Here is a 24,689-nt window from a genome sequence, read left to right as displayed (position 1 = left end):
ACGGTTCGTGCCGGAGTGGACCATGGAGCCGGAGCCCACGACAAACAAACGAAAGATAAGAACCGCTCACAACGGGATTAAGACTGCCGTTTTCGGACCCAGTCTTTCAGTGTCTAAAGCATTCGCGGACTCAATATCGATTTTTTTGGAAGAGTCAAAGATGAGTCAGAGTCATGTCCCAAGATTGACTCTCCAAATTATAGCGAATTCTGTGCAACTACTCCCAACGGGCAGGGTAATCCAACCGATACGGATTAATCCGGTCTTGCAGTTTCTTAATATCAGATTAATAGGAGTCGTGCCGATGGCGCTCACCGGGTCCAATCTCATCGATGTCACCTTCGCGATCGACGCATGGGGACAGGCAGCCGGCGGCATCTGGCCGCATCTGGCCCTCAAGCTCGACGGCACGACGATCGGTCAGGCGACGGTGAACAGCAGCACCGTCGGGCGCTACACCATCTCCGCCAAGGTCGCCGCCGACAGCGCGCATAAGCTTCAGGTCGTCTACGACAATGACGGGGCAGCCGGCGGCGCCGACCGCAACCTGTTCGTCCGCGCCGTTTCGGTGAACGGCACGTTGATCGTCGCCACCGACCCGTCGGTCACCTACGACAAGGGTGCGGTCGACGGAAAGGACGTGGTGAAGGGGCAGGAAGGCCTTTACTGGGGCGGCGCGCTGAACGTGCCGCTGCCGGCATCGCTGTTCCCGGCGGCGGATGCCGCGGCCACGGCCCCGGCCCCGGTAGCGACCAAGCCCTTCAGCGTCGTCGTGAATGCCTGGGGCACCGGCGCCGGCGGCGTCCCGCCGCACTTCAAGCTGCTGGTCGACGGCAAGGCGGTGGGCGATGCCAAGGTAGCCGCCACCAGCCAGACCGCCTACAAATTCACGGTCGACCTCGACCCGGCCGTGGCGCACAAGGTTCAGGTCCAGTACGACAACGACGCCGTGGTCAACGGCCAGGACCGCAGCCTCTATGTCGGTTCGGTCGTGGTGAACGGGCACAGCGTCGCTTCGACCGCCGCAGGCGTCACCTATGACCGCGGCACACTGGACGGCAAGGATGTCATCGCCGGCCAGCAGGGACTGTGGTGGAACGGCACGCTGAGCGTTCCGGTCAGCAAGGACATGCTGGCCGGCGCCACGTCGACCGCTCCGTCGACACCCACCACCCCCACCGCACCGGCTCCGTCGGCCCCGGCGGCCACCCTGCCGAAGAACGACCACAGCGCCAGCGCCGGGGTCAGCAGCGACCGTCCGCCGCTGATGTCCGACGTGTCGACCATCTCCTGGGGCGCCGACCGCGGGCTGGCGCCGCAGCACCTGTTCTGGGAGTCGGTGCCCGACTATTCCAATGCCGCCCACCTGAAGGAAACCCGCGACGTCGCCGCCGGCCATCTGGCCGACGGGGTCATGCCGCTGATCGGCCTGCAGCTGTGGGAAGACACCTTCGCGGAGTCGCAGAACGGCGGCGAGTTCGCCAGCCTGGGCGGTCACAAGGCCTGGGTGTCCTGGGTCAAGGCGCATCAGCAGTATCTGGGCCGTGACGCCGACGGCTATGTCCTGGACGCCGACAGCAGCAACCCCTCCGGCTGGGGTTATGTCAGCCCGCTGATGCCGCTGGATGCCAAGGACGCGCCGGCCGGCTGGACCGGCGGCACCGCCCATTACGCCGACTGGATGGCCGACAAGCTGGGCCGCCTGTCCGCGCTGACCGGCACCCGCGGTTATGAACTGTCCGATTTCTTCGACGGCAGCCCGCATTCCGGCGTGATGGACTTCTTCAATGCGCGCATGATCGCGGAGTTCAGCTCCAAGACCGGCATCAAGGTGGCGGGATCGACGCTGGCGCAGCAGGCGGCCGACATCGTCGACAACCATCCGACCCAATGGCTGGACTATTTCGTCGACGGCTGGGCCAACAGCTGGAAGGCGCTGGACGACGCCATCGTCAAGAACACCGGCAAGGCCGCCTGGCTGACCACCCAGGTGTCCTTCACCCCGGCAGCGATGCGCGAATTCGCCGGCGTCGACGCCCGCGTGATCGCCGACACGATGAACGAGAAGGACATCCTGTTCAACGTGCAGACCCTCGAACGCTTCGAGATGCAGCACAAGCAGGCGCCGGCCTCCTACGAACAGGCGATGCTGGGCATCCATGCCGCCCGCGCGCCGGACGCCCATTTCGGCCATATGATGTCCTCGTCGGAGGATGACTACTGGGGTGCCGTGAACAGCCTCTATACCGGCGTCAGCGGAACGGTGCGTGAGGAGCTTGGCTGGGGCCGCCTGGAACAGACCTGGCTGCAGAGCGGCTGGACCATGATCGCCGACGATCAGGGCGGGGTCCGCCGCGCGGCGGAGCAGTGGTCGCGCAGCTATCACGACTGGGGCGAGGTGAAGCAGCCCTGGCTGGACATGCTGCGCGACATCGTGCCCACCCGTCCCTTCGGCCCGGCGCTCTATTACAGCGCCAATGCCGAGAAGGCGATGAACGCGCTGGAGCCGGACGGCAACGCCATCGGCAACGCCTATCTGGGCGAATTGCTGGAGCCGATCACCAAGCTGCATGATGCCGGCGTGACGTTCGGCTATTACGTCAGCGATGCGGCCCTGCCGTCGATGACCAAGGCCAGCGCCCCCAGCGCCTGGATCATTCCCCAGGCGACCTACGAAGGGCACAACCTGTTCAGCGACGCCGAGATCGCCGCGCTGAAGGCCAAGGCACCGGTGCTGATCGGCGACGAGGCGCTGAACTATCACTATCCGCTGAGCTTCACCGACAAGGACCCGGACGCCCAGATCACCGGCTACGGTTTCTACGACCAGAAGGACCGGCTGATCGTCGTCGCCTCCGACCGCGTCGATTTCAACGACACCGCGGCGCGCAAGGCGGTGGCCACCCATGTCGAGCTTCAGCTCGCCAACGGCCACTACACGGTCCAGGACCTGATGCACAACACCACGCAAGGCTTCGACGTGGTGAACGGGGTCGGCGGTTTCGACACCACCATCGCCCGCTGGGACACGGGAGTCTATGCCATCACCCACGACGTCGTGGCGTGATGCCAGCGGCCCCCGATCCCGACAGATCAGGATCGGGGGCCTTGGTGGCGGGTCGCCGGAACGAACATGGAGCGCTGTTCCGGCAGGGCTCGATGTTCGTTTCCATGTTCAGTGAAAATTCATCTGGCATCTGCTATTTAAGTGTCTATATTATCCTCGATGAACGGACGCGGCTCAGACAGAGCTTAAATCATGCCGTCTAGCATTGGTTGTCTTACGAAGAAGTTTTTCTTCTTACTCTGACGATATAATTTTAACTCTTTCCCTTCCGAATCTTCTCGATCGAGCGCATACCCTAGAGATATCCTTATCTTTATTGGGTAATCATTTCCATTTTCCTCCGCAAGAATGATGTATTACTGCTGGCCTTCTGACGAAGGACTCTGCCCGGACAGCGTGGCTCTACCTCCCACTGAGCCTGGAACAATTCCAAAAGTGCAGCAGACAACGCCGTGAGTGCCGGATCATAGTTTGATCTAAATTCGATTGGGCGAGCACGAAGCGATCGATACAACGTGCATCGTCCGTCGAAACTGCGGCATCGCACGGTCAGCGCGGCGGCATCGGAGATTGCGGAGGCAACGGCTCGAACGGGGGGCCGAAGGTCATGCGCCGGGCGGAAATCCGGCGGACCTGCATTGCCATGCATCCGTGCCACCGACGTCAAAGCAGAGCGTCCAGGGGGGAAATCCTTCTTTCGGCCGCGCGATACCGTCCGCCATTTCGTCTATATTGGGGGAGACGGACATGTCCGATCGCATTCGTGTAATTGTTCACAATCAAAGCCGATTGCTGCGCGAATCCATCCTGAACATCCTGGACGACTGCTTCGAAGTCATCGATCCGCAAAGCCGGCTCGCCTCCGGGCTTTCAGCAAAGGCGATGTGGAACGGCCGGGCCAACGGTGCGAGCGACCGCTATTCCGCCGGGATCTCGGCCGGCGGCGCGGTGGTCACGCTGGAACCGCCGGCCGTCACCGTCAATGCCGAGCGGCCGGCCGACATCGTGCTGTTCGACCTCGCCTCCCTGAAGACCGATGCCTGGAACTTCCGGAGCTGGTACGGTGAACAGGCCAAGCTGGCGATGATCGCCGACGAATTTTCCGCCCACCACATGCGGATGGCCCTGCGGTTCGGCGTCCGCGGCTATCTTCTGAACCGGATGGCGCCGTCCGCCTTCGTCCTGTCCCTTCGCCTGATCCATGCCGGAGAACCGGTGGTGCCGGAGGAATGCTTCGACTATTTCTCCCCCACCGCCTTGCGCCGGGGCGGCGAGGACGGGGCGGTGACCCAGCATGAGACCGAACTGCTGGGCTATCCCGGCCTCTACCCGCGCCATGCCCGCATCCTCAAGCTCATCATGGACGGATGCAGCAACAAGGAGATCGCGCGCGAGATGGCGATGACGGAGGATCTGGTCAAGCTCCATGTCCGCCACATCATGCAGACCATCAACGTCCGCAACCGCACGCAGGCGGCCCTGTGGGCGGCCCAGAGCGGCATCATCCAGGAGATGGAGTATTTCCTGGAGCGCACGGCACCGTAGGCCGCCTCCCTGCGCGCAGGCGCAGCCGTCGTCGCTTGCGGCGCCTGCGCGCGGAAACGAAAGGGCGTCCTCAGAACCAGCCGTCATCCAGCACGACGCCGATCCGCGCCGCCACCGCGCGCATTTCCGGCAGCAGGAAACCGTCCAGCAATTCGGCCGGGACCAGATCGCGAAAATGGACCAGCGACAGGCCGCCCACCGCTCCTCCGCCGACCAGGACCGGGATCGACACCATGCGCAGCCCGGGAGCCAGGGCGGGGTATTCCCAGCTGGCGTGGCCGCGATCCCGCGCTGCGGCGACAAGGTCGAGCGTCGCCTCCACCGAACCGCTGACCGACCCGTCGGCGACGGAGTCATGGACGATGCTCGCAGCCTCATCTGGCGGGAGAGCCGACAGATAGGCCAGCCCGGTGGCTGAGGCGACCATCGGAAAGCGGCGGGTTTCGAACAGGTTCAGCTTGATCGGCGCGGCGGAGCGGTTGGACACCTCGATGACGACGGACCGTCCTTCGGCCAGGAAGAACTCCGACGGCCACTTCACCCGGGCGCCCAGTTCGTCGAGCAGCGGCTGCACCAACTGGGCGATGGGGGTGCGCTCCACCAGCGCGCGGGACAGGTTGCGGACCTTGGCGGTGACCTGATAGCCCTCCGCTTCTCCCAAATCCTCCAGATATCCTTCATGGACCAAGGTCTGGACCAGCCGGATCACCGTCGCCTTGGGCAGGCGGGACCGGCGCACCAGTTCCGCCACCGTCGGGCGCTGGATTTCGTTGGCCACCGCCAGCACCCGCAGGCCGCGCACCAGCGCGTTCACCGGCTTGGCGCCGGCGGCGCCCTTCGGTTCCCGCAGCCCGCGGCCTGAAAACGTCGATGCCGCCATGGCGTCAGGCCGGCACCACGCTGTTGCCGAGGAAGGTTTCGAACTGGTCGATCGGCAGGGGCCGACTGATCAGATAGCCCTGGATCCGGGTGCAGCGCTGCTGGCGCAGCATGTCGGCCTGTTCCTGCGTCTCCACCCCCTCGGCGATGGTGTCGAAGCCCAGGCTTTCGGCAAGGTTCACGATGGTGCCGACGATGGCCGGGTCGGTCGTCGACTTGACGATGTCGCGGACGAAGCTGCGGTCGATCTTCAGCGTGTCGATGGGGAAGCGCTTCAGATAGGCCAGCGAGGAATAGCCGGTGCCGAAATCGTCGATGGACAGGCGGACGCCGATGTCCTTCAGCCCGTTGAGGATCGTCACCGCCTTTTCGATGTCGCCGATCATGGCGCCTTCGGTCAGCTCCAGCTCCAGCCGGTCGGCCGGAATGCCGGCGGATTCCACCACGCTCCGCACGAAGCCGACGAGGCGGGCGTCCTGGAACTGGCGCGGCGACAGGTTGACCGACACCGACGGGATCGGCAGGTCGCGCCGGATCCAGTCGGCCAACCGGCGGCAGGATTCGATCAGCGTCCAGGCGCCGATTTCCCAGATCAGGCCGGTTTCCTCCGCCAGCGGGATGAACTCCGCCGGGCTGACCATGCCGCGGACCGGGTGGCGCCAGCGGATCAGCGCCTCCGCCCCGATGGTCCGGTTGGCGGCAAGGTCGATCTTCGGCTGGAAATGCAGCTCGAACTCGTTGCCGCCGCTGGCGCGGCGCAGGTCGCTTTCCAGCCCCAGGGTGAAACCCGACCGTTCCCGCATCTCGCCGTCGTAGAAGACGTACTTGTTCTCCGGGTTGCGCTTGGCATGGTACATCGCCAGATCGGCGTTGCGCAGAAGCTGGTCCGCCGTCTCGCCGTCGTCGGGATAGAAGGCGATGCCGATGGAGGCGCCGCAGAAAAGCTCCTGATTGTGGACGCTGAACGGCTCAGCCATCGAATAGAGCACCTTTTCGACCAGCTTGGCGCCGGCCGAGCGGTCGGCGGCATCGGGGGCCACGATCAGGAACTCGTCGCCGCCCAGCCGGCCGACGGTGTCGGTCATGCGGGTGCAATTGCGCAGGCGTCGCGCCACCAGCTTGAGCAACTCGTCGCCGGCATGGTGGCCCAGCGTGTCGTTGACCTGCTTGAAGCGGTTGAGGTCGAGGAAGGCGACGGCGACCTTGCTCTTGCCGCGCTGGGCGCGGACGATCGCCTCCTCCAGCCGCTCGCAGACCAGCCAGCGGTTGGGCAGGTCGGTCAGCCGGTCGAAACTGGCCTGATAGCGGATCTGGTGTTCCTGCGACTTGCGCTGGCTGATGTCGGCGATGGTCAGGACGTAATGCTCCAGCACGCCGTTCGGCGCACGGACCGACGTCACCGACAGGGCGGCGGCGAAGGCTTCGCCGGAATGGCGGAAGCTGGTGACCTCCCCCTGCCAGCGCCCGGCCTGCCGCGCCGTGGTCCAGACGGCGTCGACGAACTCGCGTTCGTGCGAGCCGGGAGCGAACAGGACCAGCGGCCGAACCAGCAATTCCTCCCGCTGGAAACCGGTCATGATCTCATAGGCCGGGTTGATCGCCTGGACAGTCAATTCGGGATCGACGATCAGGATGCCGTCGGCGACGCTGTCGAACACGGTGGCGAGCAGCCGGATCTTCTCCTCATGCTGCTTGCGCTCGGTGATGTCCTGGACGGTGCCTTCGTAATACCGGATGCGCCCGGCGGCATCGCGCACGCAGCGCGCGCTTTCCGAGATCCAGATGATCGAGCCATCGCGGCGGAAGACCCGCGCCTCGAAGCAGAGGACGCGGTCCTGGCGGGCCATCAGGTCGGCGAAGGCCTCGCGCTTGCCGGGATCGACATAGAGCTGACAGGCGATGTCGGTGAGATTGGCGATCAGATCTTCGGGCGAAGCATAGCCGTAGATGTCGGCAAGGGCCGGATTGACCCGAAGATAACGACCGTCGATGGTGGTCTGATAAATGCCTTCGACAGCATTCTCGAAGATGCTGCGGTACTGTTCTTCAGTCTCGTGACTCATCGTACGCGCCTCATCCGACGCCAATCCTGAACCGCCCGGAAACAACATAAGCGTACAACTCGAACAACGATTGTGAACTTTCCACCCTTCCGCATCGCGGGAAAGTAGAAGCCGGTTCGATGAAGCCCGTCAAGCGCCATCACCGCTACTGTCTCATAGTACGAAAGGAAAATATAACAAAAAGGTAACCGTCCCTGACCCATGATCCCCATCCCAATCCAGACCTTGAGGCAAGATGTTGATTTGAAACGGTTGGTTGCCCGCGTCACTATGAAAATCCTGAAAGACTTCGATCGGGCTTTGCGGAATGCCCAGGCCCGCCCACCTGATCAAACAATCATTCCCGCGAAAATGGCTGTTTTTTATTCAGTGCAGCCCGATATTTGAGCAACTGCTCCGTAACTTGGCCGTGTGCAAGCATGGCCCCGGGCGGAATTCGGGCGATTTCCAAACTCCGTTCAATTGGCACATCCTGTGCAAAGTGACTTCCTGTTCAAGCCAACGGCGGTTTGACGAGCGCGGGCCCAAAGACTGCGGCCCGCACCCAAATCACATGCAACGCGTCCTCCAGCTCCCGCCCCGCACCGGACCGGTGCCGCGCGGACTTCACCGGACGCTGCTTGCCGTTCCTTCAGCGCTTGTTCCAAGGGGACTTGTCATGTCGTACCTGGTGCCCTCCGAATTCGTCACCAAGATGGTGGATGCCGGCGAATCCAAGATTTTCATGTCCACCCGCGACACCGTCATCCGCGCCTACATGGCAGGCGCGATCCTGGCGCTGGCGGCGGTCTTCGCCGTCACGGTCACGGTCCAGACGGGGTTCCCGATCATCGGCGCCATCCTGTTCCCGGTCGGCTTCTGCATGCTGTATCTGCTGGGCTTCGACCTGCTGACCGGCGTCTTCGTCCTCACCCCGCTGGCGCTGATCGACAAGCGGCCGGGCGTCACCATCGGCGGCGTCCTGCGCAACTGGGGCCTGGTGTTCCTCGGCAACTTCCTCGGCGCGCTGACCGTCGCGGTGATGATGGCCGTGGTCTTCACCTATGGCTTCTCCACCCCGCCGGACAAGGTCGGCGCCGTCATCTCCCATATCGGCGAGAACCGGACGCTGGGCTATGCGCAGTATGGCGCGGCCGGCATGCTGACCATCTTCCTGCGCGGCATGCTGTGCAACTGGATGGTCTCCACCGGGGTCGTCGGCGCGATGATCTCCACGTCGGTCAGCGGCAAGGTGATCGCCATGTGGATGCCGATCATGCTGTTCTTCGGCATGACCTTCGAGCATTCGGTGGTGAACATGTTCCTGTTCCCGTCGGCGATGCTGATGGGCGGCAACTTCTCGATCATGGACTACATGATCTGGAACGAGCTGCCGACGGTGCTGGGCAATCTGGTCGGCGGCCTGGCCTTCACCGGGCTGACGCTCTACGCCACCCATGTCCGCACCGCGCCGAAGCGCCGCCTGCCGCAGACCGGCCTCCAGCCCGCCGAATAAGGCCTCTTCCCCTTCGTCCGTCACCACCCCGGCCCACCTCGGGCCGGGGTTTTCCACGACGAGGCCGGTATCGTGAAAGAGTTGCGGATCTCGCTCGGCCAATGCTCCGACAAAGGGCGGAAGGACTCCAACCAGGATTTCCACGGGGCGCTGATCCCGACGGCGCCGCTGCTGGGGATGAAGGGCGTCGCGGTGGCGCTGGCCGACGGCATCAGCAGCAGCCGGGTCAGCCACATCGCCAGCGAATCCGTGGTGAAGAGCTTCCTGACCGACTATTACTGCACGCCGGAAAGCTGGTCGGTGAAGACGGCGGCGCAACGGGTTCTGGCCGCTGCCAATTCCTGGCTGCATGCCCAGAACCGGCGCAGCGAGTACCGCTACGAGCAGGACCGCGGCTACGCCTGCACGCTGAGCGCGCTGGTGCTGAAATCGGCCACGGCACACCTGTTCCATGTCGGCGATTCCCGCATCTACCGCCTCGCCGGCCGGGCGCTGGAGCAGCTGACCATCGACCATCGGGTAACGGTGTCGTCGGACGTCAGCTATCTCGGCCGGGCGATGGGCGTCACCCCCCATGTGGAGATCGACTGCCGGGAACTGCCGGTGGAGCCCGGCGACGTCTTCCTGCTGGCGACCGACGGCGTCTATGAGCATGTGGATGCCGAATTTCTGATCAGCGCCATCGGCAGCCATCCCGACGACCTCGATCGCGCCGCCCGCTTGGCGGTGGAGGAGGCGCTGCGGCGCGGCAGCGCCGACAACCTGACCCTCCAGATCGTCCGGATCGATGCGGTTCCCGATGCGGATGCCGGCGACCTGTTCCACCGGCTGTCCGATCTGCCCCTGCCCCCTCTGCTGGAGGCGAGGGCCGAGTTCGAAGGATACCGCATCGTCCGGGAGCTGTACGCCAGCAGCCGCAGCCATGTCTATCTGGCCCGCGACGGCGAGGGCGGGCCGGCGGTGGCGCTGAAGGTGCCGGCCATCGACCGGCGCGACGACCGCGCTCATCTGCGCCGTTTCCTGATGGAAGAGTGGATCGCCCGGCGGCTCAACAGTCCCCATGTGCTGAAGCCGCCGCCGCAGGGCCGGCCGCGCCGCCACCTCTATGTCGTCACCGAATATCTGGAGGGCCAGACCCTGGCCCAATGGATGCGCGACCACCCCGCCCCGGACCTGCCGACGGTGCGCGCCATCGTGGAGCAGATCGGCAAGGGGCTGCAGGCCTTCCACCGGCTGGAGATGCTGCACCAGGATCTGCGGCCCGACAATGTGATGATCGACCGCACCGGGACCGTGAAGATCGTCGATTTCGGATCGGTCCTGGTGCCCGGCATCCTGGAGACCATGCCCGATGCCGACCGCGGCGAGATGCTGGGCACGCTGCAGTACAGCGCGCCGGAATATCTGCTGGGCGAAGGCGGGACGCCGGCCTCCGACCTCTTCGCGCTGGGGGTCATCGCCTATCAGATGCTGACCGGCCGCCTGCCCTATGGCGCCGACGCCGCGACAGCCAACACGCGCGCGCGCCAGCGCAAGCTGGTCTACCGCACCGCCTTGAGCGACCAGCGGGACATTCCCGCCTGGATCGACGGGGTCCTGCGCAAGGCGGTCCATCCGGACCCGGCCAAGCGCTACCAGGAATTGTCGGAGTTCCTCTACGACCTGCGCCATCCGCGCAAGCATGCGGCGGGAGCGCGGCCCCGGCCGCTGATCGACCGCAATCCGCTGGCCTTCTGGCAGGGGCTGTCGGCACTGCTGGCGCTGGCCGTGCTGGTCCTGCTGGCCGCCCGGGTCTGAAACCGGCCGGCCGGCAGGAGGAGGCGCGTCAGTGCCCGTGGGCGACCTTGGCGCCTTCCTTCAGCTTGTAGAGACGCGAGCAGTAGGGGCATTCGACCTTCCCCTCGCGATCCAGGGTCAGATAGACCAGCGGATGGCCCAGCGCGCCGCCGCCGCCGTCGCATCCGACGGTCGAGGTTTCAACAAGGATCGTCTCGGTCGGCTGCATGGCAGTCATCCTCTGTTTTGACAGGCGCGCCGGTTCACGCCATCGTGGACATGCCCGCTGTCCGGGTCCCTCTTCGGGGGTTCCGTGCGCGCGGGCCGGATGATACCCATCGCGCGCCGCGGATCAACGGGGGAAACCACCGGAAGCCGGGGCTTTTTCGTCAACCGCAATCATCATGGTTCTGGATCAATGGCCGCGCCCACCGATACCCCCACGCCCGTCTCGCTCCCGGCCAACGCGGTGGAGCTGCGCGGCCTGACCAAGATCTATCAGCCGACCGGCAAGGCCGGGCCCAAGCATGCGCTGAAGGGCATCGACCTCGCCATTCCGCGCGGGTCGCTGTTCGGGTTGCTCGGGCCCAACGGTGCCGGCAAGTCGACGATGATCAACATCCTGGCCGGGCTGGTGAACAAGACCGGCGGCACCGCCAGCATCTGGGGCCACGAGGTTTCGGAGCATCCCCGCCGCGCCCGCGCTTCCATCGGCGTGGTGCCGCAGGAACTGAACATGGATCCCTTCTTCACGCCGCGCGAGATGCTGGAGCTGCAGGCCGGCCTCTACGGCGTGCCGAAGAAGGAAAGGCGGACCGACGAGCTGCTGGAGGCCGTCGGCCTCGCCGACAAGGCCGATGCCCATGCCCGCTCGCTGTCGGGCGGCATGAAGCGCCGGCTGATGGTGGCGAAGGCGTTGGTCCACACCCCGCCGGTGCTGATCCTGGACGAGCCGACCGCCGGCGTCGACGTCGAGCTGCGCCGCCAGCTCTGGGAGTATGTGCGGACGCTGAACAAGTCCGGCACCACCGTGCTGCTGACCACCCACTACCTGCGGGAGGCCGAGGAGCTGTGCGACACCATCGCCATCATCAACCATGGCCAGGTGGTGGCGTGCGAGCCGAAGACGACCCTGCTGCGCCGGGTGGACAACAAGGCGCTTTGCCTGACGCTGGAGCGCGACCTGACCGCCGCCCCGCCGTCGCTGGACGGCTATACGGTGGAGTTGCCGGAGCCGCGGCGGCTGGTCGTCCGCTACCAGCCCAGCCGCCAGCGTGCCGGCGCCATCCTGTCGGCCCTGGCCGCCTCGGGAATTGGGATCGTCGATGTCACGACCGAAGAGTCCGATCTTGAAGATATATTCCTCCAACTGACGGGTGGTGCTCACAGCGACACAGGGGTAATCCATGCGGCGTAGCGGATTGGCGGCTGTTCTCGGGTTGGGGCTTCTGCTTGGCGGCTGTGCCGCGGATTTCCAACCGATGGGAACGGCCGTCGTCCAGCCGCAGCTGAACGACCGGGTGCTGGTCGCCGCCGACGGTTTCGAACTGCCGATGCGCTCCTGGCAGCCGACCGACGGCAAGGTTCGGGCCGTCGTGGTCGCACTCCACGGCTACAACGACTATTCCAACGCCTTCGACGGCGCCGGCCGCGACTTCGCCACGGCCGGCATCGCCACCTACGCCTATGACCAGCGCGGTTTCGGCGCCACCCGCGAACGCGGCGTCTGGGCCGGAACCCCCACCCTGGTCGACGATGCCCGCACCGCGGTGGAAATGGTGCGCAGGCGCCATCCCGGCGTGCCGGTCTACCTGATGGGCGAAAGCATGGGCGGGGCCGTGGTGGTGACCGCGATGACCGGTCCCAACCCGCCCAAGGTCGACGGCACCATCCTGGTCGCCCCCGCCGTCTGGGGCCGGCAGGCCATGGGCTTCTTCCCACGCGCCGCCTTGTGGATCACCTACAACCTCGTGCCCGGCATGGTGGTGCATCCGCCGCCGGATCTCGGTATCCACCCCTCCGACAACATCGAGATGCTGCGGGCGCTGGGCCGGGACCCGCTGGTCATCAAGGGATCCCGCGTCGATGCATTGGAAGGGCTGACCGACCTGATGGGGGCGGCACTCGACGCCTGCCAGCATCTGCAGACACCCTCGCTCGTCCTCTACGGCGCCCATGAGGAGGTGCTGCCGCCGCGGCCGGTGGAACGGGCGCTGAAGGATTTCGAAGCCGGCGGTCGCCATGTCGTCGCCGTCTATCCCGACGGCTACCACATGCTGCTGCGCGACCTGAAGGGCAAGCTGGTCGTCAACGACATCGTCGCCTGGATCGGGAACCCCAAGGTGCCGCTGGCCAGCGGCGCCGATCGTGCTCCGCGGGCCCTGTTGGCCGCCAAATAACGGGCTGCCATAAATTTATCACACGTCCCGACGCAATTGACCGCCAGACGGATTGTTCCTTATCCGTCGCGATCTGCTGCTTTTGCGGAGGGTGTCCATGACCGTCGAACCTGCTCCCGACCTGCGGCTCTCCCCGGCGGAAGTCGAGGCGATGGCCGCCGAATTCAAGGTTTCGCCGCGATGGGTGAGGCTGGCCTTGCTGTTCCGTCCGGCCAACCGGGCGGCGCTGGTGGCACTGCTGGGATGGGCCAGCGGATTGCCGCTTCCGCCTACCTGAAAGGTGCAGTCGGCGGCCTGGGACGATTGCAGCCAAAGGTATAGTACCCGTTAGGACCAAAGCAACTCTGCCACTTCCGGCGGTTGAGGGCTAAGGTACCGCATAAGCGGACACCGTATGTCCCCGTTGGGAGGAACCATGCACAGCGTCGAATCCCAGGTTACCCCGTCCGGCGCCGCCCGCGCCGCGGCGACCGCCCAGACGACCGCCCGTACGACAATGGCCTCTACCATGGATGTCCAGATCATCGCCGACCGTTACGGCTGGACCACCCCGATGGCGCGCTGGTGGATGGCGTTCGCCGCCTCGTCGGTCGGACCGAAGCCGGACACCATGATCGACTTCCTCGACAAGACCGTCGGCGGCGTGACGATGATCCGCCGGCGCTGACCGGTGCGCTGCAGGAATTGAAAAAAGCGGCCCCTTGAGGGCCGCTTTTTTCATTGGGAGAGTTTCTTCGGCGGCAGAGGCCATCTGCCGCCGAAGATTTTTCCTCACACGCCCGGCGGCACGATCCGCCAGATCGCGGCCGGATTGCGGTGGGGATCCAGCCAGACATGCTGGAACTTGCCGATCCAGGTGAAGCGGTGGCCGCTGAACAGATCCTCCACCTGGACATGGGCGCCGTCGGGCAGGCCCAGTTCCCACAGCGGCACCTCGATGGTCCCGCCATGGCCGTTGTGGGGGTCGAGGTTCACCGCGATCAGGATCACGTTGTCCTTGGCCGCCGTCATCTTGCCGTAGAGCAGGATGTTGTCATCGAAGGCGTTGTAGAAACGCAGGTTGGTGAACTGCTGCAACGCCGGGTTCTCGCGGCGGATGCGGTTGATGGCGGTGACGTAGTCGCGGATGTTGCCGGGCTGGTTCCAGTCCCAGTGCCGGACCTCGTACTTCTCCGAGTGGTTGTATTCCTCCTTGCCGGGATAGGCTTCCGCCTCGCACAGCAGATAGGGGCCGTAGAGGCCGTAGACGCCGGCCAGCGTCGCCGCCAGCACCGCCCGCATCATGTGCGCCGGCCGTCCGCCCTGGGTCAGGATCGGCGGCAGGATGTCGGGCGTGTTGGCGAAGAAGTTGGGGCGCATGTACTCCCGCGATTCCCCCTGCGTCAGCTCGGTCAGATACTCGGTCAGCTCCGGCTTGGTGGTGCGCCAGGTGAAGTAGCTGTAGGACTGGGTGAAGCCGACCTTGGCCAGCCGCTTCATCAGCTTCGGACGGGTGAAGGCCTCGGCCAGGAACAGCGCGTCGGGGTAGCGGTCCTGCACCTCGCGGATCATCCATTCCCAGAAGGGGAAGGGCTTGGTGTGCGGATTGTCGACGCGGAAGATGCGCACGCCCTCCCTGCACCACATCAGCACCACGTCGCGCAGCGCGTACCACAGATCCGGGTAGGACTGGCGGTAGAAGCTGACATTGACGATGTCCTGGTACTTCTTCGGCGGATTCTCGGCGTAGCGGATGGTGCCGTCGGGCCGCCAGTAGAACCAGTGCGGATGCTCCTTCACCCAAGGGTGGTCGGGGGAGCATTGCACGGCGAAATCGAGCGCGATCTCGATGCCGTGCCGCTTCGCCTCACGCACCAGCCGGCGGAAGCTGTCGAAATCGCCGATCATCGGGTCGATGGCGTCGTGCCCGCCCTCCTCCGCGCCGATGGCGTAGGGCACGCCGGGATCGTCCGGACCGGGGTTCAGCGTGTTGTTCTTGCCCTTGCGGAAGGCGCGGCCGATCGGGTGGATCGGCGGGAAATACAGCACGTCGAAGCCCATGTCGCGGACCATGGGCAGCAGGTTCACCACGTCGTCGAAATTACCCGGACGCGACGGGTCTGGCGAGGCCGAGCGCGGGAAGATCTCGAACCACGCCGAATAGGCGCCGGCGGTGCGGTCGACATAGACCTCCAGCTCGCGGACATAGCGGGATTTGTACTGCCGCTCGCCATACTGCTTCATGACGCGGCGCGGCTCGTCCGACAGAGCGTAGTCGATGGCCTCGCGGCCGGCGAGCGCCTGCATCCGCTCGATCACCGCCGTCAGCGCCGCACGGCCGTCACCATGGTTCAGGTCGAGCGCCTGCTCGACGAAGCGGCGGCCCTCCACCAGTTCCAGGTCGACGACCATCCCGGCATCGACCTTCTTCTTGAAGTCGGCGCGCCAGCTTTCCCAGACGTCGCGCCACGCCTCGATGCTGTAGGTGTAGCGGGCGTTGCGGGTCAGCGGCACGCGGCCGACCCAGCGGTCGTTCTCGTGGAGGCGCATCGGCGCCTCGCTCCACGCCTCGTCGCCGTCCGCCCTGTACATGACGGAGGCGGCGAGCACGAAGGTGCCGTCGGTGTAGATGTCGGCCCACACCTCCATCGCGTCGCCGACCGCCCGCTTGATGGCGAAGCGGCCGCCGTCCAACTCGGGATAGACGTTCTCGATGGTCATGCGGCCGGCGGCGATGGAATCCATCCATTCCCGCTCCTCCACGTCGTGCAGCTCGACCGCGTGGCTGCGGGCGGCGCGGGCGCGGAAGACGCGCAGTTCCATCGGGCGCAACGTCATCGGCGCGCCCGGCTCCATTGGCAGCGGCTCGGCCTCCGGCGTCACGTCCTCGAATGCCTCGTAGGTGCCGCCGGTGGCCGCCAGCAGCGGACCGACGTCCAACGTGTGGGGCCGGTTCTCGTCGGGGTTCAGCACCAGGATGGCGCAGCCGTCGGGCTGGTCGAGCGCCGCACCGTCCACCTGCCGGATCAGCCCGAGCACCGGGCTGTGGGGCGAGGTCACGCGGCGCTGCGGCCCCTCGACGTTCAGCGCCGGGGTGGCGGCCTTCATGGCGTTAACCGCGCCGATGAAGCCGGTCAGGTCCAGCTTGGGCTGCTCCCAGTCGGCCGGGCTGGTGCGCACCACGTCCAGCTTGCGGGTGAAGCCGTATTCGAAGCCGACCGGCATCATCACGCCGGTCGAGAAGCTGGCGGCGAACAGATAGTGCATCTTCAGCTGGGCGGCGAGCCGCACCGCGTCCTGGCTGCCGACCTCCGCCGCCAGCCGGTCGGTGTCGTGGCTTTCGGGGAAGGCGATGGACGGCGCGATCCAGCGGAACTCCTCATACTGGTCGAGCAGCCAGTCGGCCTTGAAGTCCCACCATTTGGCGCTGTTGAACAGGAAGTCGAAGCCGGCGCCGCACAGTTCGCGCACCTGCTCCACCGTGCAGCCCAGCGTCTCGGCGAAGAACTTCACCTCCGGGTTCACCGCATGGGCGGCGTCGATCAGGCTCTTCCATACCTCGGCCGGCACCTGATAGGCGGCGTCGCAGCGGAAGCCCTTCACGCCCAGCCCGATATAGTGGCGCAGATAGTCCGACCAGTAGCCGACCAGCCCGGCGCGCGACTCCGCCCGGTCATAGTCGAGCGAGGCCAGATCGCCCCACACCGTGACATGGGCGGTGTTGTTGGGATCGACGGCGCCCGGACGGTGCAGGTCGCCATCCGCGCCGCGCTTGTACCAGTCGGGGTGGCGGTCGACCAGCAGGGCGTCGCGCGAGGTGTGGTTGATGACGAAATCCATCATCACCGACTGGCCGTGCGCTCCGGCCTCCGCCGTGAAGCGGCGCAGAAGCTCGTCGTCGCTCTCCTGCGACCCGCCGCGGAGCGCGTCGTGCAGCCGGTAGGGATCCTTCACCGCATAGAGGCTGCCGGAGAATCCGGGCTGGTGGATCGGGTTCAGGAAGATCCAGTCGAATCCCATCCCCTGGATCCGCGGCAGATGCCCGGACCAATCGCGGACCGGACCCGCCAGGGTCGGAAACAGGTTGTAGATGCGCGGTCCGACGATGCTCATGGAACCCCCTTCCTTGGCCCTGCTTCTCCGTTGACAGCCTGCCGCTCCCCGTTGTGGGATCGACGAGGCGGCATCGGCTCCGTTCCCCTCCGGGGCACGCCGACGCCGGCGTCACGGCCGACACCATGTCCCCGCCGGTCAACCCGCCGGAGCGGTGAAGGTTCCGCCCGCCTCGTTGGCAACCCGCAACCCAACCACCAGCACAGGATGCAGCGCATGGCCGAAAAGCCCGGCAAGGTCTCGAAAATCCGCCTCGCCAAACTGGACCAGGACAAGCTGCGGATCGAGACGGCGGAGGAGTATGATCGCCGATTGGGCAAGCTGCAGAAGGAGCTGCTGCACATCCAGCAGACCTACTGGCACGAGAAACGCCGCGCGATCATCGTGTTCGAGGGCTGGGACGCCGCCGGCAAGGGTGGCGCCATCCGCCGCATGACCGAACCGCTCGACCCCCGCGGCTTCCATGTCTGGCCGATCTCCGCCCCCACGGCGGAGGAACAGGGAAAGCATTACCTGTACCGCTTCTGGACCAAGCTGCCGGCTGCCGGCACCTTCGCCATCTTCGACCGCTCCTGGTACGGCCGCGTCATGGTGGAGCGGGTGGAGAAGTTCGCCACCAAGGACCAGTGGAAACGGGCCTATGACGAGATCAACGAGTTCGAGCGGCTGCTGACCGACGACGGCGTGCGCATCGTCAAACTGTTCCTGCACATCACCCCGGAAGAGCAGCTGGAGCGCTTCCGCGAGCGGATGAAGAACCCCTACAAGCGCTGGAAGCTGACGGAAGAGGATCTGCGCAACCGCGCCAAATGGGACGATTACGTCAAGGCCGTGGAAGCGATGTTCGACCGCACTTCCACGCCGCAGGCGCCCTGGCATGCGGTGGAGGCGAACTCCAAATGGCATGCCCGTCTCAAGGTGCTGGAGATCGTCACCGCCACCCTGAAGGACGGCGTGAACATCGCCCCGCCGCCCATCGACGGCAATGTCGCCAGGATCGCCGCGGAAGTGCTGGGCGTACAATCGTCGTCCGGCGTCTCCGACGAGGAACGACAAAGTCAGGGGTAGCGTTCAGCGCCCTCTCCCGACCCGGGAGAGGGAGGGGACCCACGAAGTGGGGAGGGTGAGGGGTGAGGCAAGATTCCCAAACCGCATGGCTGCTTGGATCGCCCCTCACCCTTCCCACCGCTTCGCGGCGGGCCCCTTCCCTCTCCCGAGGCGGGAGAGGGACCGTCCCCCTCACTCCCCGTTCGGTACCACCCAGGGCCGCCGCTCCGCGTCCGTCCTGTCGAAGGCGTCGATGGCGTCCTGAAAGCGCAGGGTCAGCGCCACGTCATCCAACCCTTCGACCAGACACTCCTTCTTGAAGGGGTCGATGGAAAAGGACAGCGCCCGGCCGTCCGGCCCGGTCAGAGTCTGGGCCGGCAGATCGACCGTCACCACGGCCCCCGGCGCCTCCTGCAACTGCCGGCGCAGGCCCGCCACCACATCCTCCGGCAGGGTCACCGTCAGCAGGCCGTTCTTGGCGGCGTTGGCAGCGAAGATGTCGCCGAAGCTGGGGGCGACGACGCAGCGGAATCCGCCATCGACCAGGGCATAGACCGCCCCTTCCCGCGACGATCCGCAACCGAAATTGCGGTCGGCCACCAGAATGCCGGCGCCGGCATAGGCGGGATCGTCCAGCGGGAAGCCGGGCTTGCGCTCGTCATGGAACAGGAAGTTGCCATAGCCGGCGCTGCGCGGCTTTTTCAGGAAGCGGGCGGGCAGAAGCTGGTCGGTGTCGATGTTGGCGATGTCGAGCGGCACCGCCGGCGCGGTCAGCGTGACGAAGGGATCCATCCTCAAGAAGCTCCCAGCTTGCGGACATCCAGTTTCCTGACATCGGTGAGCCGGCCGGTGACGGCGGCGGCGGCGGCCATCGCCGGGCTCATCAGATGGGTGCGGGCGTTCGGCCCTTGGCGGCCGGGAAAGTTGCGGTTGGTGGTGGAGGCGCAGCGCTCTCCCGCCGGAACGAGGTCGCCGTTGATGCCGACGCACATCGAGCAGCCGGGCTCGCCCCATTCCAGACCGGCGTCGATGAAGAGCCGGTCCAGCCCCTCCGCCTCCGCCTGCCGGCGGACCGGGACCGAGCCCGGCACCACCAGCCCGGGCACCACGGCGCGGCGGCCCCGCAGCACCGCCGCGGCGGCCCGCAGATCCTCCAGCCGGGCATTGGTGCAGGAGCCGATGAAGACACGGTCGATCGGCACCTCCTCCAGCGGCGTGCCGGGGGTTAGGCCCATGTAGTCCAGCATCTTGCGCATCTGGCGCGCGCGGACCGGATCACCCTCGGCGGCGGGGTCGGGAACCCCTGCCGTGACCGGAACCGCGGTTTCCGGGCTGGTGCCCCAGGTGACGGCCGGGGCGATGTCGGCGGCGTCCAGCGTCACCTCGCGGTCGAAGCCGGCATCCGGATCGCTGGGCAGGATCCGCCACTGCCCGACGGCGCGGTCGAACAATTCCCCCTTGGGAGCGAAAGGCCGCCCCTCGATCCAGGAAAAGGTGGTGTCGTCGGGGGCGATCATGCCAGCCCGCGCGCCCGCCTCGATCGACATGTTGCAGACGGTCAGCCGGCCTTCCATCGACAATGCGGAGATGGCGCTGCCGGCATATTCGATGACATGGCCGGCGGCTCCATCGGCGCCGATGGCGGCGATCACCGCCAGGATCAGGTCCTTGGCCGTCACATGCGGTCCAAGCATTCCATGCACCGTGATGCGCATGGTCCTGGGCCGGCGCTGCCACAGGGTCTGGGTCGCCAGCACATGCGACACCTCCGTCGCACCGATGCCGAAGGCCAGCGCGCCGAAAGCGCCGTGGGTCGAAGTGTGGCTGTCGCCGCAGACGATGGTCAGGCCGGGCAAGGTCAGCCCCTGTTCCGGCGCCAGCACATGGACGATGCCCTGCGCCGGGTCGTGCAGGCCGAAATGGCGCAGACCGTGGCGGCCGGCATTCGCCTCCAGCATCGTCACCATGTTGGCGATCTCGGGATCGGCGATCGGCTTGGACCGGCTGTGCGAGGGGACGTAATGGTCGGCGACGGCGAAGGTCAGCTCCGGCCGGCGCACCCTGCGGCCGGCATGGTCGATCATGCCGAAGGCGTGGAAGGACCCCTCATGCAGGAAATGGCGGTCGATGGCGAGCAGGGCCTGACCGTCCGGCCGGGTCGCCACGACATGGGCATCCCAGACCTTCTCGAACAGGCTGCGTGGCTGCGAGGTCATCGGTTGGTTCCTTCCTTTACGGCGCTTGCAGCGGCGGAGCCGGCGATGCGCCCCAGCGCCACCGCGGTCAGCAGGCCGTTGCCGGACAGGTAGCCGGACGCCTTGGATCCCGACACGCCGCAGGCGGCCCCGCCGGCGGCATAGAGGTTGGGCAGCGGCGTCCCCTGGGCATCGAGAACACGGGCATCGTCATCGACGACCAGCCCGCCCTGGGTGTGGAACAGGGCGCCGGTGACGCGGACCGCCCGATAGGGCGGGAGCAGCGGCGCCGAGCCGGCGAAATCGCGACCGAACCCGTCGGTGCCGCCCGCCGCCTTCAGCCGGTCGACCTCCGCCAGCGTGGCGGAGAAAGCGTCCGCATCGATCTTCATCTGCCGGGCAAGTTCGGCGGGAGCGTCGGCGGTCAGCACCGCGCCCATTGCCTCGGCCTGCCGGAAATCCTCGAACTGGCGGGCGATGCCGGCGATGCGGTCGTCGAAAACCGTCCAGGCGATGCCGTCCGGCTGGCGCAGCACCACGGCGGCCTGTTCCGAATAGCCCTGTGCCTCGTTGGAAAAGCGCCTGCCCTCCGCGTTCACCTGCACGCCGCCCTCGGTGATCGTCGCCCAGGTGACGAGGATGCCGGCCGGATGCGCGACGGACCCGTGGCCCTGATGCCCCGACAGATGCCGGGTGGCGGCACCCAGCGCCTCGCCCCAAATCAGCGCGTCGCCCTGGTTGCCGGGATGGCCGAAATAGAGCGCGCCGGCCAGCTCCGGCACATGCCGCTCCACCAGCGCCTTGTTGCCGCCATAGCCGTTGCAGGCGAGGACCAGCGCACCGCAGCCGACCCGCTCGACGCTGCCGTCGGGCCGGGTGATCTCGACACCACGGATGTCACCGCCATCGGCGACGAGTGCAGTGACCTGCGCCTCGCACAGCACGTCGATGCCGGCAGTTTCCACCGCGCCGCGCAGCCGGTCGATCAATGCCGCCCCCGACCGGCTCGGCAACCCGTGCATGCGCCGGGCGCTGTGGCCGGGATAGCTGAAGTTGTCCACTACCGAGAACGGCAACCCATAGCGGTCGGCCAGCCATTCCAGCGCCGGTCCGACCGCCTGCGCCACGCGGGCGACCGCGGCCGGGTCCGGTTCACCCTTCGCCTTGGCGACGATGTCGGCGGCGAAGCGATCCGGGCTGTCCTCGATGCCGGCGTCACGCTGCCAGCGGGTGCCCGGCGCCGGGATCAGCCCGGCCGACAGGGCGGTGGACCCCTGGGGCAGCGCGTCGCGCTCCAGCACCAGGACGCCGGCACCCCGTTCATGGGCGGCGAGCGCGGCGACCATGCCGGCCGCCCCACCGCCGATCACGACGACCGGGGCGGTGAACTCGAACGCCACGCCGTCGGCGGGCAGGATGCGGCTCATGGGTTCGCCACCTCCTCGAGCACCGCCGCGACGGTCGCCACCCGGCAGACCGGGCGCAGGGCGGCGACGGAGACCTCATGTACCTCGCGGCTGAAGGCGGCGCAGCCATCCTCCAGCAGGATGGTGTCGAACTCGCGGACATGGGCATCGCGCACGGTCGAGGCGACGCCGCCGTTGGTGACGATGCCGCAGACCAGCAGCCACTCGACCCCGCATTTCCGCAACACCCATTCCAGCCGCGACATGTAGAAGGCGGAATAGGCGACCTTCTCCACCTCGACATCGACGGGCTGGAGCGCATCGACCGTACGGTGTCCCCAGCCGCCGGGCTGGAAATCGCCTTTGGCCAGGAAGGGCCGCAGCGATTTCAGATGGGGGGAGATCATCGGCTCACCGCCGCGGCCCGGCACCAGGGTGAAGTTGGTGGAGATCACCCAGCCGCCGCGCGACCGCAGCAGGTCGGCCAGCGGTTTCACCCGCTCCGGCAGCGCCAGGATCTCCGGCGCCGTCTGTCCGGCGCGTCCGTAGGCGCCTTCCGGGTGAATGAAGTCGTTCTGCAGGTCGCAGACCAGCAAGGCGGTCCGATCGATGGAAATGTCGGTGCCCCTCATCGGCCGCTCCTTTCGACGATGACGTTGCCGAAGCCGTCGACGCGGGCGGAGAGGTCGGGGTCGATGACGGTGGTGGCGTCCGGCTGCTCCAGGATCGCCGGCCCCTGGATGACGGCGCCGACCGGCAGCTCCAGCCGGTTGTAGACCGCCGCCTCGTGCCAAGCCCCGTCGAACCACACCGGCCGCGAGCCGGCATAGGCGCCCTCGACCGTGGTGCCCGCCGCCGGAGCGAGCGCGGAGAGGTCGAAATGCGGACGGCGGCCGATGGCGGCGGTGCGCAGGTTGACGATCTTGGCACCCACCCCCGGCAGCAGCCGGCTGAAGGACGCCTGATAGGCGCGCTCGAAGGCGGCGCGGATGGTCGCCTCGTCGATGCCTGTCGTGCCGTTCTCGACCGACACCGGCAGCGGCACGGCGACCGTGTGGGTCTGGCCGATGTAATGCATGTCGAGTTCGAAGACGAGGTCGATCCGCTCGACGCTGAGGCCGGCGGACTCCACCACGGCGCGGGCGGCCGCCGCTTCCTCCACCATGCGGCGGTCGAGCGCACCCGCGTCGATGCCGGCCAGCGGCAGATTGACCGTCTGCACCTGATCGTGGCGGATGTCGGCGATGACGCAGCCGAGCGCCGAGGTCACGCCGGGGAAACGCGGCACCAGCGCCGCCTTCAGCCCGACCTCCTTGATCAGCGCGCCGACATGCAGCGCCCCGCCGCCGCCGAAAGGTACCGCGGCGAATTTGGCTGGGTCATGGCCGCGCTCGATGGAGACGAGGCGGATGGCGCCAGCCATCTTGCTGTTGGCGATGCGCACCACGGCTTCCGCCGCCGCCATGACGTCGAGGCCGAGCGGCTCGGCGACATGGGTGGCGATGGCGGTTCGGGCGGCATCGACGTCCAGCCGCGCCAGCTTGCCGCCGATGGGGCGCTCGGCATTGATGCGGCCGAGCAGGACGTTGGCGTCGGTCAGCGTCGGCCGCGTGTTGCCCTGGCCGTAGCAGACCGGCCCCGGCCTGGAGCCGGCGCTTTCCGGCCCGACCTGCAGCATGCCGCCGGGATCGACCCCGGCGATGGAGCCGCCGCCGGCGCCGATGGTGGTGATCTCGATCATCGGCGTGCGGACGACCAGACCGAAATCGATGGTGGTCTGGGCCGCCAGCATGGTCTGCCCCTCCACCACCAGCGACACGTCGAAGCTGGTGCCGCCGAGGTCGCCGGTGATGACGTTGGGGAAGCCCGCCGCCTTGGAGATCGCCGCCGCGGCGATGACGCCGGCCGCTGGTCCCGACAGGGCGGTGCGCACCGGCAGCCGCCTTGCGGTGTCGGTGGACATCACGCCGCCATTCGACTGCACGATGTGGAAGCGCCCGCCGAACCCCTCCCCCGCCAGCGCGTTGTCGAGCTTGGCGAGATAGCTGCCGACCACCGGCTGGAGATAGGCGTTCAGCGCCGTGGTGGAGGTGCGTTCGAACTCGCGGATTTCCGGCAGGATGCGCGACGAGCATTCGAGGTTGGCGTTGGGCCACACCGCGCGCGCCGCCTCCAGCGCCGCCAGCTCGTTGGCCGGGTTGGCATAGGCGTTGATGAAGACGATGGCGAGCGCCTCGGCACCCTGATCGGCGAGCTTGCGGGCGGCGGCGCGCACCTCCTCCGGGTCGATTGCACTGCGGACCGTGCCGTCGGCCAGCGTGCGCTCCGCCACCTCCAGTCGCATGTCGCGGTCGACGACGGGGACGAAATCGCCCCACAGGCCCCAGGTGTGGCGGCGGTCGCGGCGGCGCATCTCCAGCACGTCGCGGAAGCCGGCGGTGGTGATCAGCCCGACCTTCGCCCCCTTGCGCTCCAGCAGCGCGTTGGTGCCGACGGTGGTGCCGTGGACGATGGACCCCAGTTCGGCGACCGGACCGAAGCTCTGCAGTCCGGCGAGGAAGCCGACCGCCTCGTCGCCGCGGTTGGAGGGGACCTTGGCGGTGCGGAAGCTGCCGCGCGCCTCGTCGTAATGGAACAGGTCGGTGAAGGTACCGCCGACATCGACGCCGACGATGGCGCCCTTGGGGGCACCCTTGGAGATACCGTTGGTCATGATCTTGGATCC

General features: G+C 66.8%; 18 protein-coding genes. 9 read left to right on the top strand and 9 right to left on the bottom strand.

Features of this window, described 5'->3' with window-relative positions:
• Positions 1-304 precede the first annotated feature (304 nt).
• Positions 305-3,067, top strand: a complete 2,763-nt coding sequence (locus JHL17_RS07610) for a carbohydrate-binding domain-containing protein (RefSeq protein WP_247893379.1) — start codon at positions 305-307, stop codon at positions 3,065-3,067.
• 747 nt (positions 3,068-3,814) lie between these two features.
• The gene (locus JHL17_RS07605) at positions 3,815-4,612 is read left to right on the top strand and encodes a LuxR C-terminal-related transcriptional regulator (protein WP_200191681.1); all 798 of its coding nucleotides are present in this window, start codon (positions 3,815-3,817) and stop codon (positions 4,610-4,612) included.
• 70 nt (positions 4,613-4,682) lie between these two features.
• Here JHL17_RS07605 and JHL17_RS07600 read toward each other — a convergent pair whose 3' ends face one another.
• A complete protein-coding gene (locus tag JHL17_RS07600) occupies positions 4,683-5,492 on the bottom strand; it encodes an IclR family transcriptional regulator (protein WP_200191679.1) in 810 nt (269 codons plus the stop codon).
• Positions 5,493-5,496: 4 nt separating this feature from the next.
• Positions 5,497-7,554, bottom strand: a complete 2,058-nt coding sequence (locus JHL17_RS07595; RefSeq protein ID WP_200191677.1) for a sensor domain-containing protein — start codon at positions 7,552-7,554, stop codon at positions 5,497-5,499.
• A gap of 658 nt (positions 7,555-8,212) precedes the next feature.
• Between JHL17_RS07595 and JHL17_RS07590 the strand changes: the two genes are divergently transcribed.
• Both JHL17_RS07590 and JHL17_RS07585 read left to right on the top strand, forming a co-directional pair.
• Positions 8,213-9,049, top strand: coding sequence for a formate/nitrite transporter family protein (locus JHL17_RS07590; RefSeq protein ID WP_200191675.1), 837 nt, complete (start codon positions 8,213-8,215; stop codon positions 9,047-9,049).
• 72 nt (positions 9,050-9,121) lie between these two features.
• Positions 9,122-10,846, top strand: a complete 1,725-nt coding sequence (locus tag JHL17_RS07585; RefSeq protein ID WP_345773767.1) for a bifunctional protein-serine/threonine kinase/phosphatase — start codon at positions 9,122-9,124, stop codon at positions 10,844-10,846.
• A 28-nt stretch (positions 10,847-10,874) separates the two neighbouring features.
• On the opposite strand, the gene JHL17_RS07580 is transcribed toward JHL17_RS07585, so the two are convergent.
• Positions 10,875-11,063, bottom strand: coding sequence for a zinc-finger domain-containing protein (locus JHL17_RS07580; RefSeq protein WP_200191673.1), 189 nt, complete (start codon positions 11,061-11,063; stop codon positions 10,875-10,877).
• Positions 11,064-11,243: 180 nt separating this feature from the next.
• On the opposite strand from JHL17_RS07580, the gene JHL17_RS07575 reads away from it, so the two are divergent.
• From JHL17_RS07575 to JHL17_RS07560, 4 genes are all read left to right on the top strand, one after another.
• Positions 11,244-12,242: an ABC transporter ATP-binding protein gene (locus tag JHL17_RS07575; RefSeq protein WP_200191671.1), complete on the top strand. Its 999-nt coding sequence runs from the start codon at positions 11,244-11,246 to the stop codon at positions 12,240-12,242.
• 64 nt (positions 12,243-12,306) lie between these two features.
• Positions 12,307-13,224, top strand: coding sequence for an alpha/beta hydrolase (locus JHL17_RS07570; RefSeq protein ID WP_247893378.1), 918 nt, complete (start codon positions 12,307-12,309; stop codon positions 13,222-13,224).
• Between the two features lie 97 nt (positions 13,225-13,321).
• Entirely contained in the window at positions 13,322-13,501 is a 180-nt protein-coding gene (locus JHL17_RS07565; protein ID WP_200191667.1) for a hypothetical protein, read from the top strand.
• 138 nt (positions 13,502-13,639) lie between these two features.
• Positions 13,640-13,891, top strand: a complete 252-nt coding sequence (locus JHL17_RS07560) for a hypothetical protein (protein WP_247893377.1) — start codon at positions 13,640-13,642, stop codon at positions 13,889-13,891.
• A gap of 104 nt (positions 13,892-13,995) precedes the next feature.
• Here JHL17_RS07560 and JHL17_RS07555 read toward each other — a convergent pair whose 3' ends face one another.
• The gene (locus JHL17_RS07555; protein WP_200191663.1) at positions 13,996-17,316 is read right to left on the bottom strand and encodes a maltotransferase domain-containing protein; all 3,321 of its coding nucleotides are present in this window, start codon (positions 17,314-17,316) and stop codon (positions 13,996-13,998) included.
• A 216-nt stretch (positions 17,317-17,532) separates the two neighbouring features.
• Here JHL17_RS07555 and JHL17_RS07550 point away from each other — a divergent pair, with 216 nt between their 5' ends.
• Positions 17,533-18,384 carry a polyphosphate kinase 2 family protein gene (locus JHL17_RS07550; protein ID WP_247893376.1) on the top strand — a complete coding sequence of 284 codons (852 nt, stop codon included), beginning with the start codon at positions 17,533-17,535 and terminating at the stop codon, positions 18,382-18,384.
• Between the two features lie 171 nt (positions 18,385-18,555).
• On the opposite strand, the gene leuD is transcribed toward JHL17_RS07550, so the two are convergent.
• Genes leuD through JHL17_RS07525 form a run of 5 tightly spaced genes read right to left on the bottom strand, consistent with a single transcriptional unit; the run spans position 18,556 to position 24,677 of the window.
• Entirely contained in the window at positions 18,556-19,155 is a 600-nt protein-coding gene (gene leuD, locus JHL17_RS07545) for a 3-isopropylmalate dehydratase small subunit (protein WP_200191659.1), read from the bottom strand.
• Positions 19,156-19,157: 2 nt separating this feature from the next.
• A complete protein-coding gene (gene leuC, locus JHL17_RS07540) occupies positions 19,158-20,579 on the bottom strand; it encodes a 3-isopropylmalate dehydratase large subunit (RefSeq protein ID WP_200191657.1) in 1,422 nt (473 codons plus the stop codon).
• A complete protein-coding gene (locus JHL17_RS07535; protein ID WP_200191655.1) occupies positions 20,576-21,985 on the bottom strand; it encodes an FAD-dependent oxidoreductase in 1,410 nt (469 codons plus the stop codon). The genes leuC and JHL17_RS07535 overlap by 4 nt, the downstream gene beginning before the upstream one ends.
• Entirely contained in the window at positions 21,982-22,596 is a 615-nt protein-coding gene (locus JHL17_RS07530; RefSeq protein ID WP_200191653.1) for a cysteine hydrolase family protein, read from the bottom strand. The genes JHL17_RS07535 and JHL17_RS07530 overlap by 4 nt, the downstream gene beginning before the upstream one ends.
• Complete coding sequence (locus JHL17_RS07525; protein ID WP_200191651.1) at positions 22,593-24,677, bottom strand: hydantoinase/oxoprolinase family protein; 2,085 nt, start codon at positions 24,675-24,677, stop codon at positions 22,593-22,595. Before JHL17_RS07525 ends, JHL17_RS07530 begins: the two co-directional genes overlap by 4 nt.
• Positions 24,678-24,689 lie beyond the last annotated feature (12 nt).

Origin of the sequence: Azospirillum endophyticum, from assembly GCF_016595245.1 — a bacterium.
Lineage (GTDB): Bacteria > Pseudomonadota > Alphaproteobacteria > Azospirillales > Azospirillaceae > Azospirillum > Azospirillum endophyticum.
Note: the sequence above shows the minus strand (reverse complement) of the source record. Positions and strands in the feature narration are given on the sequence as shown.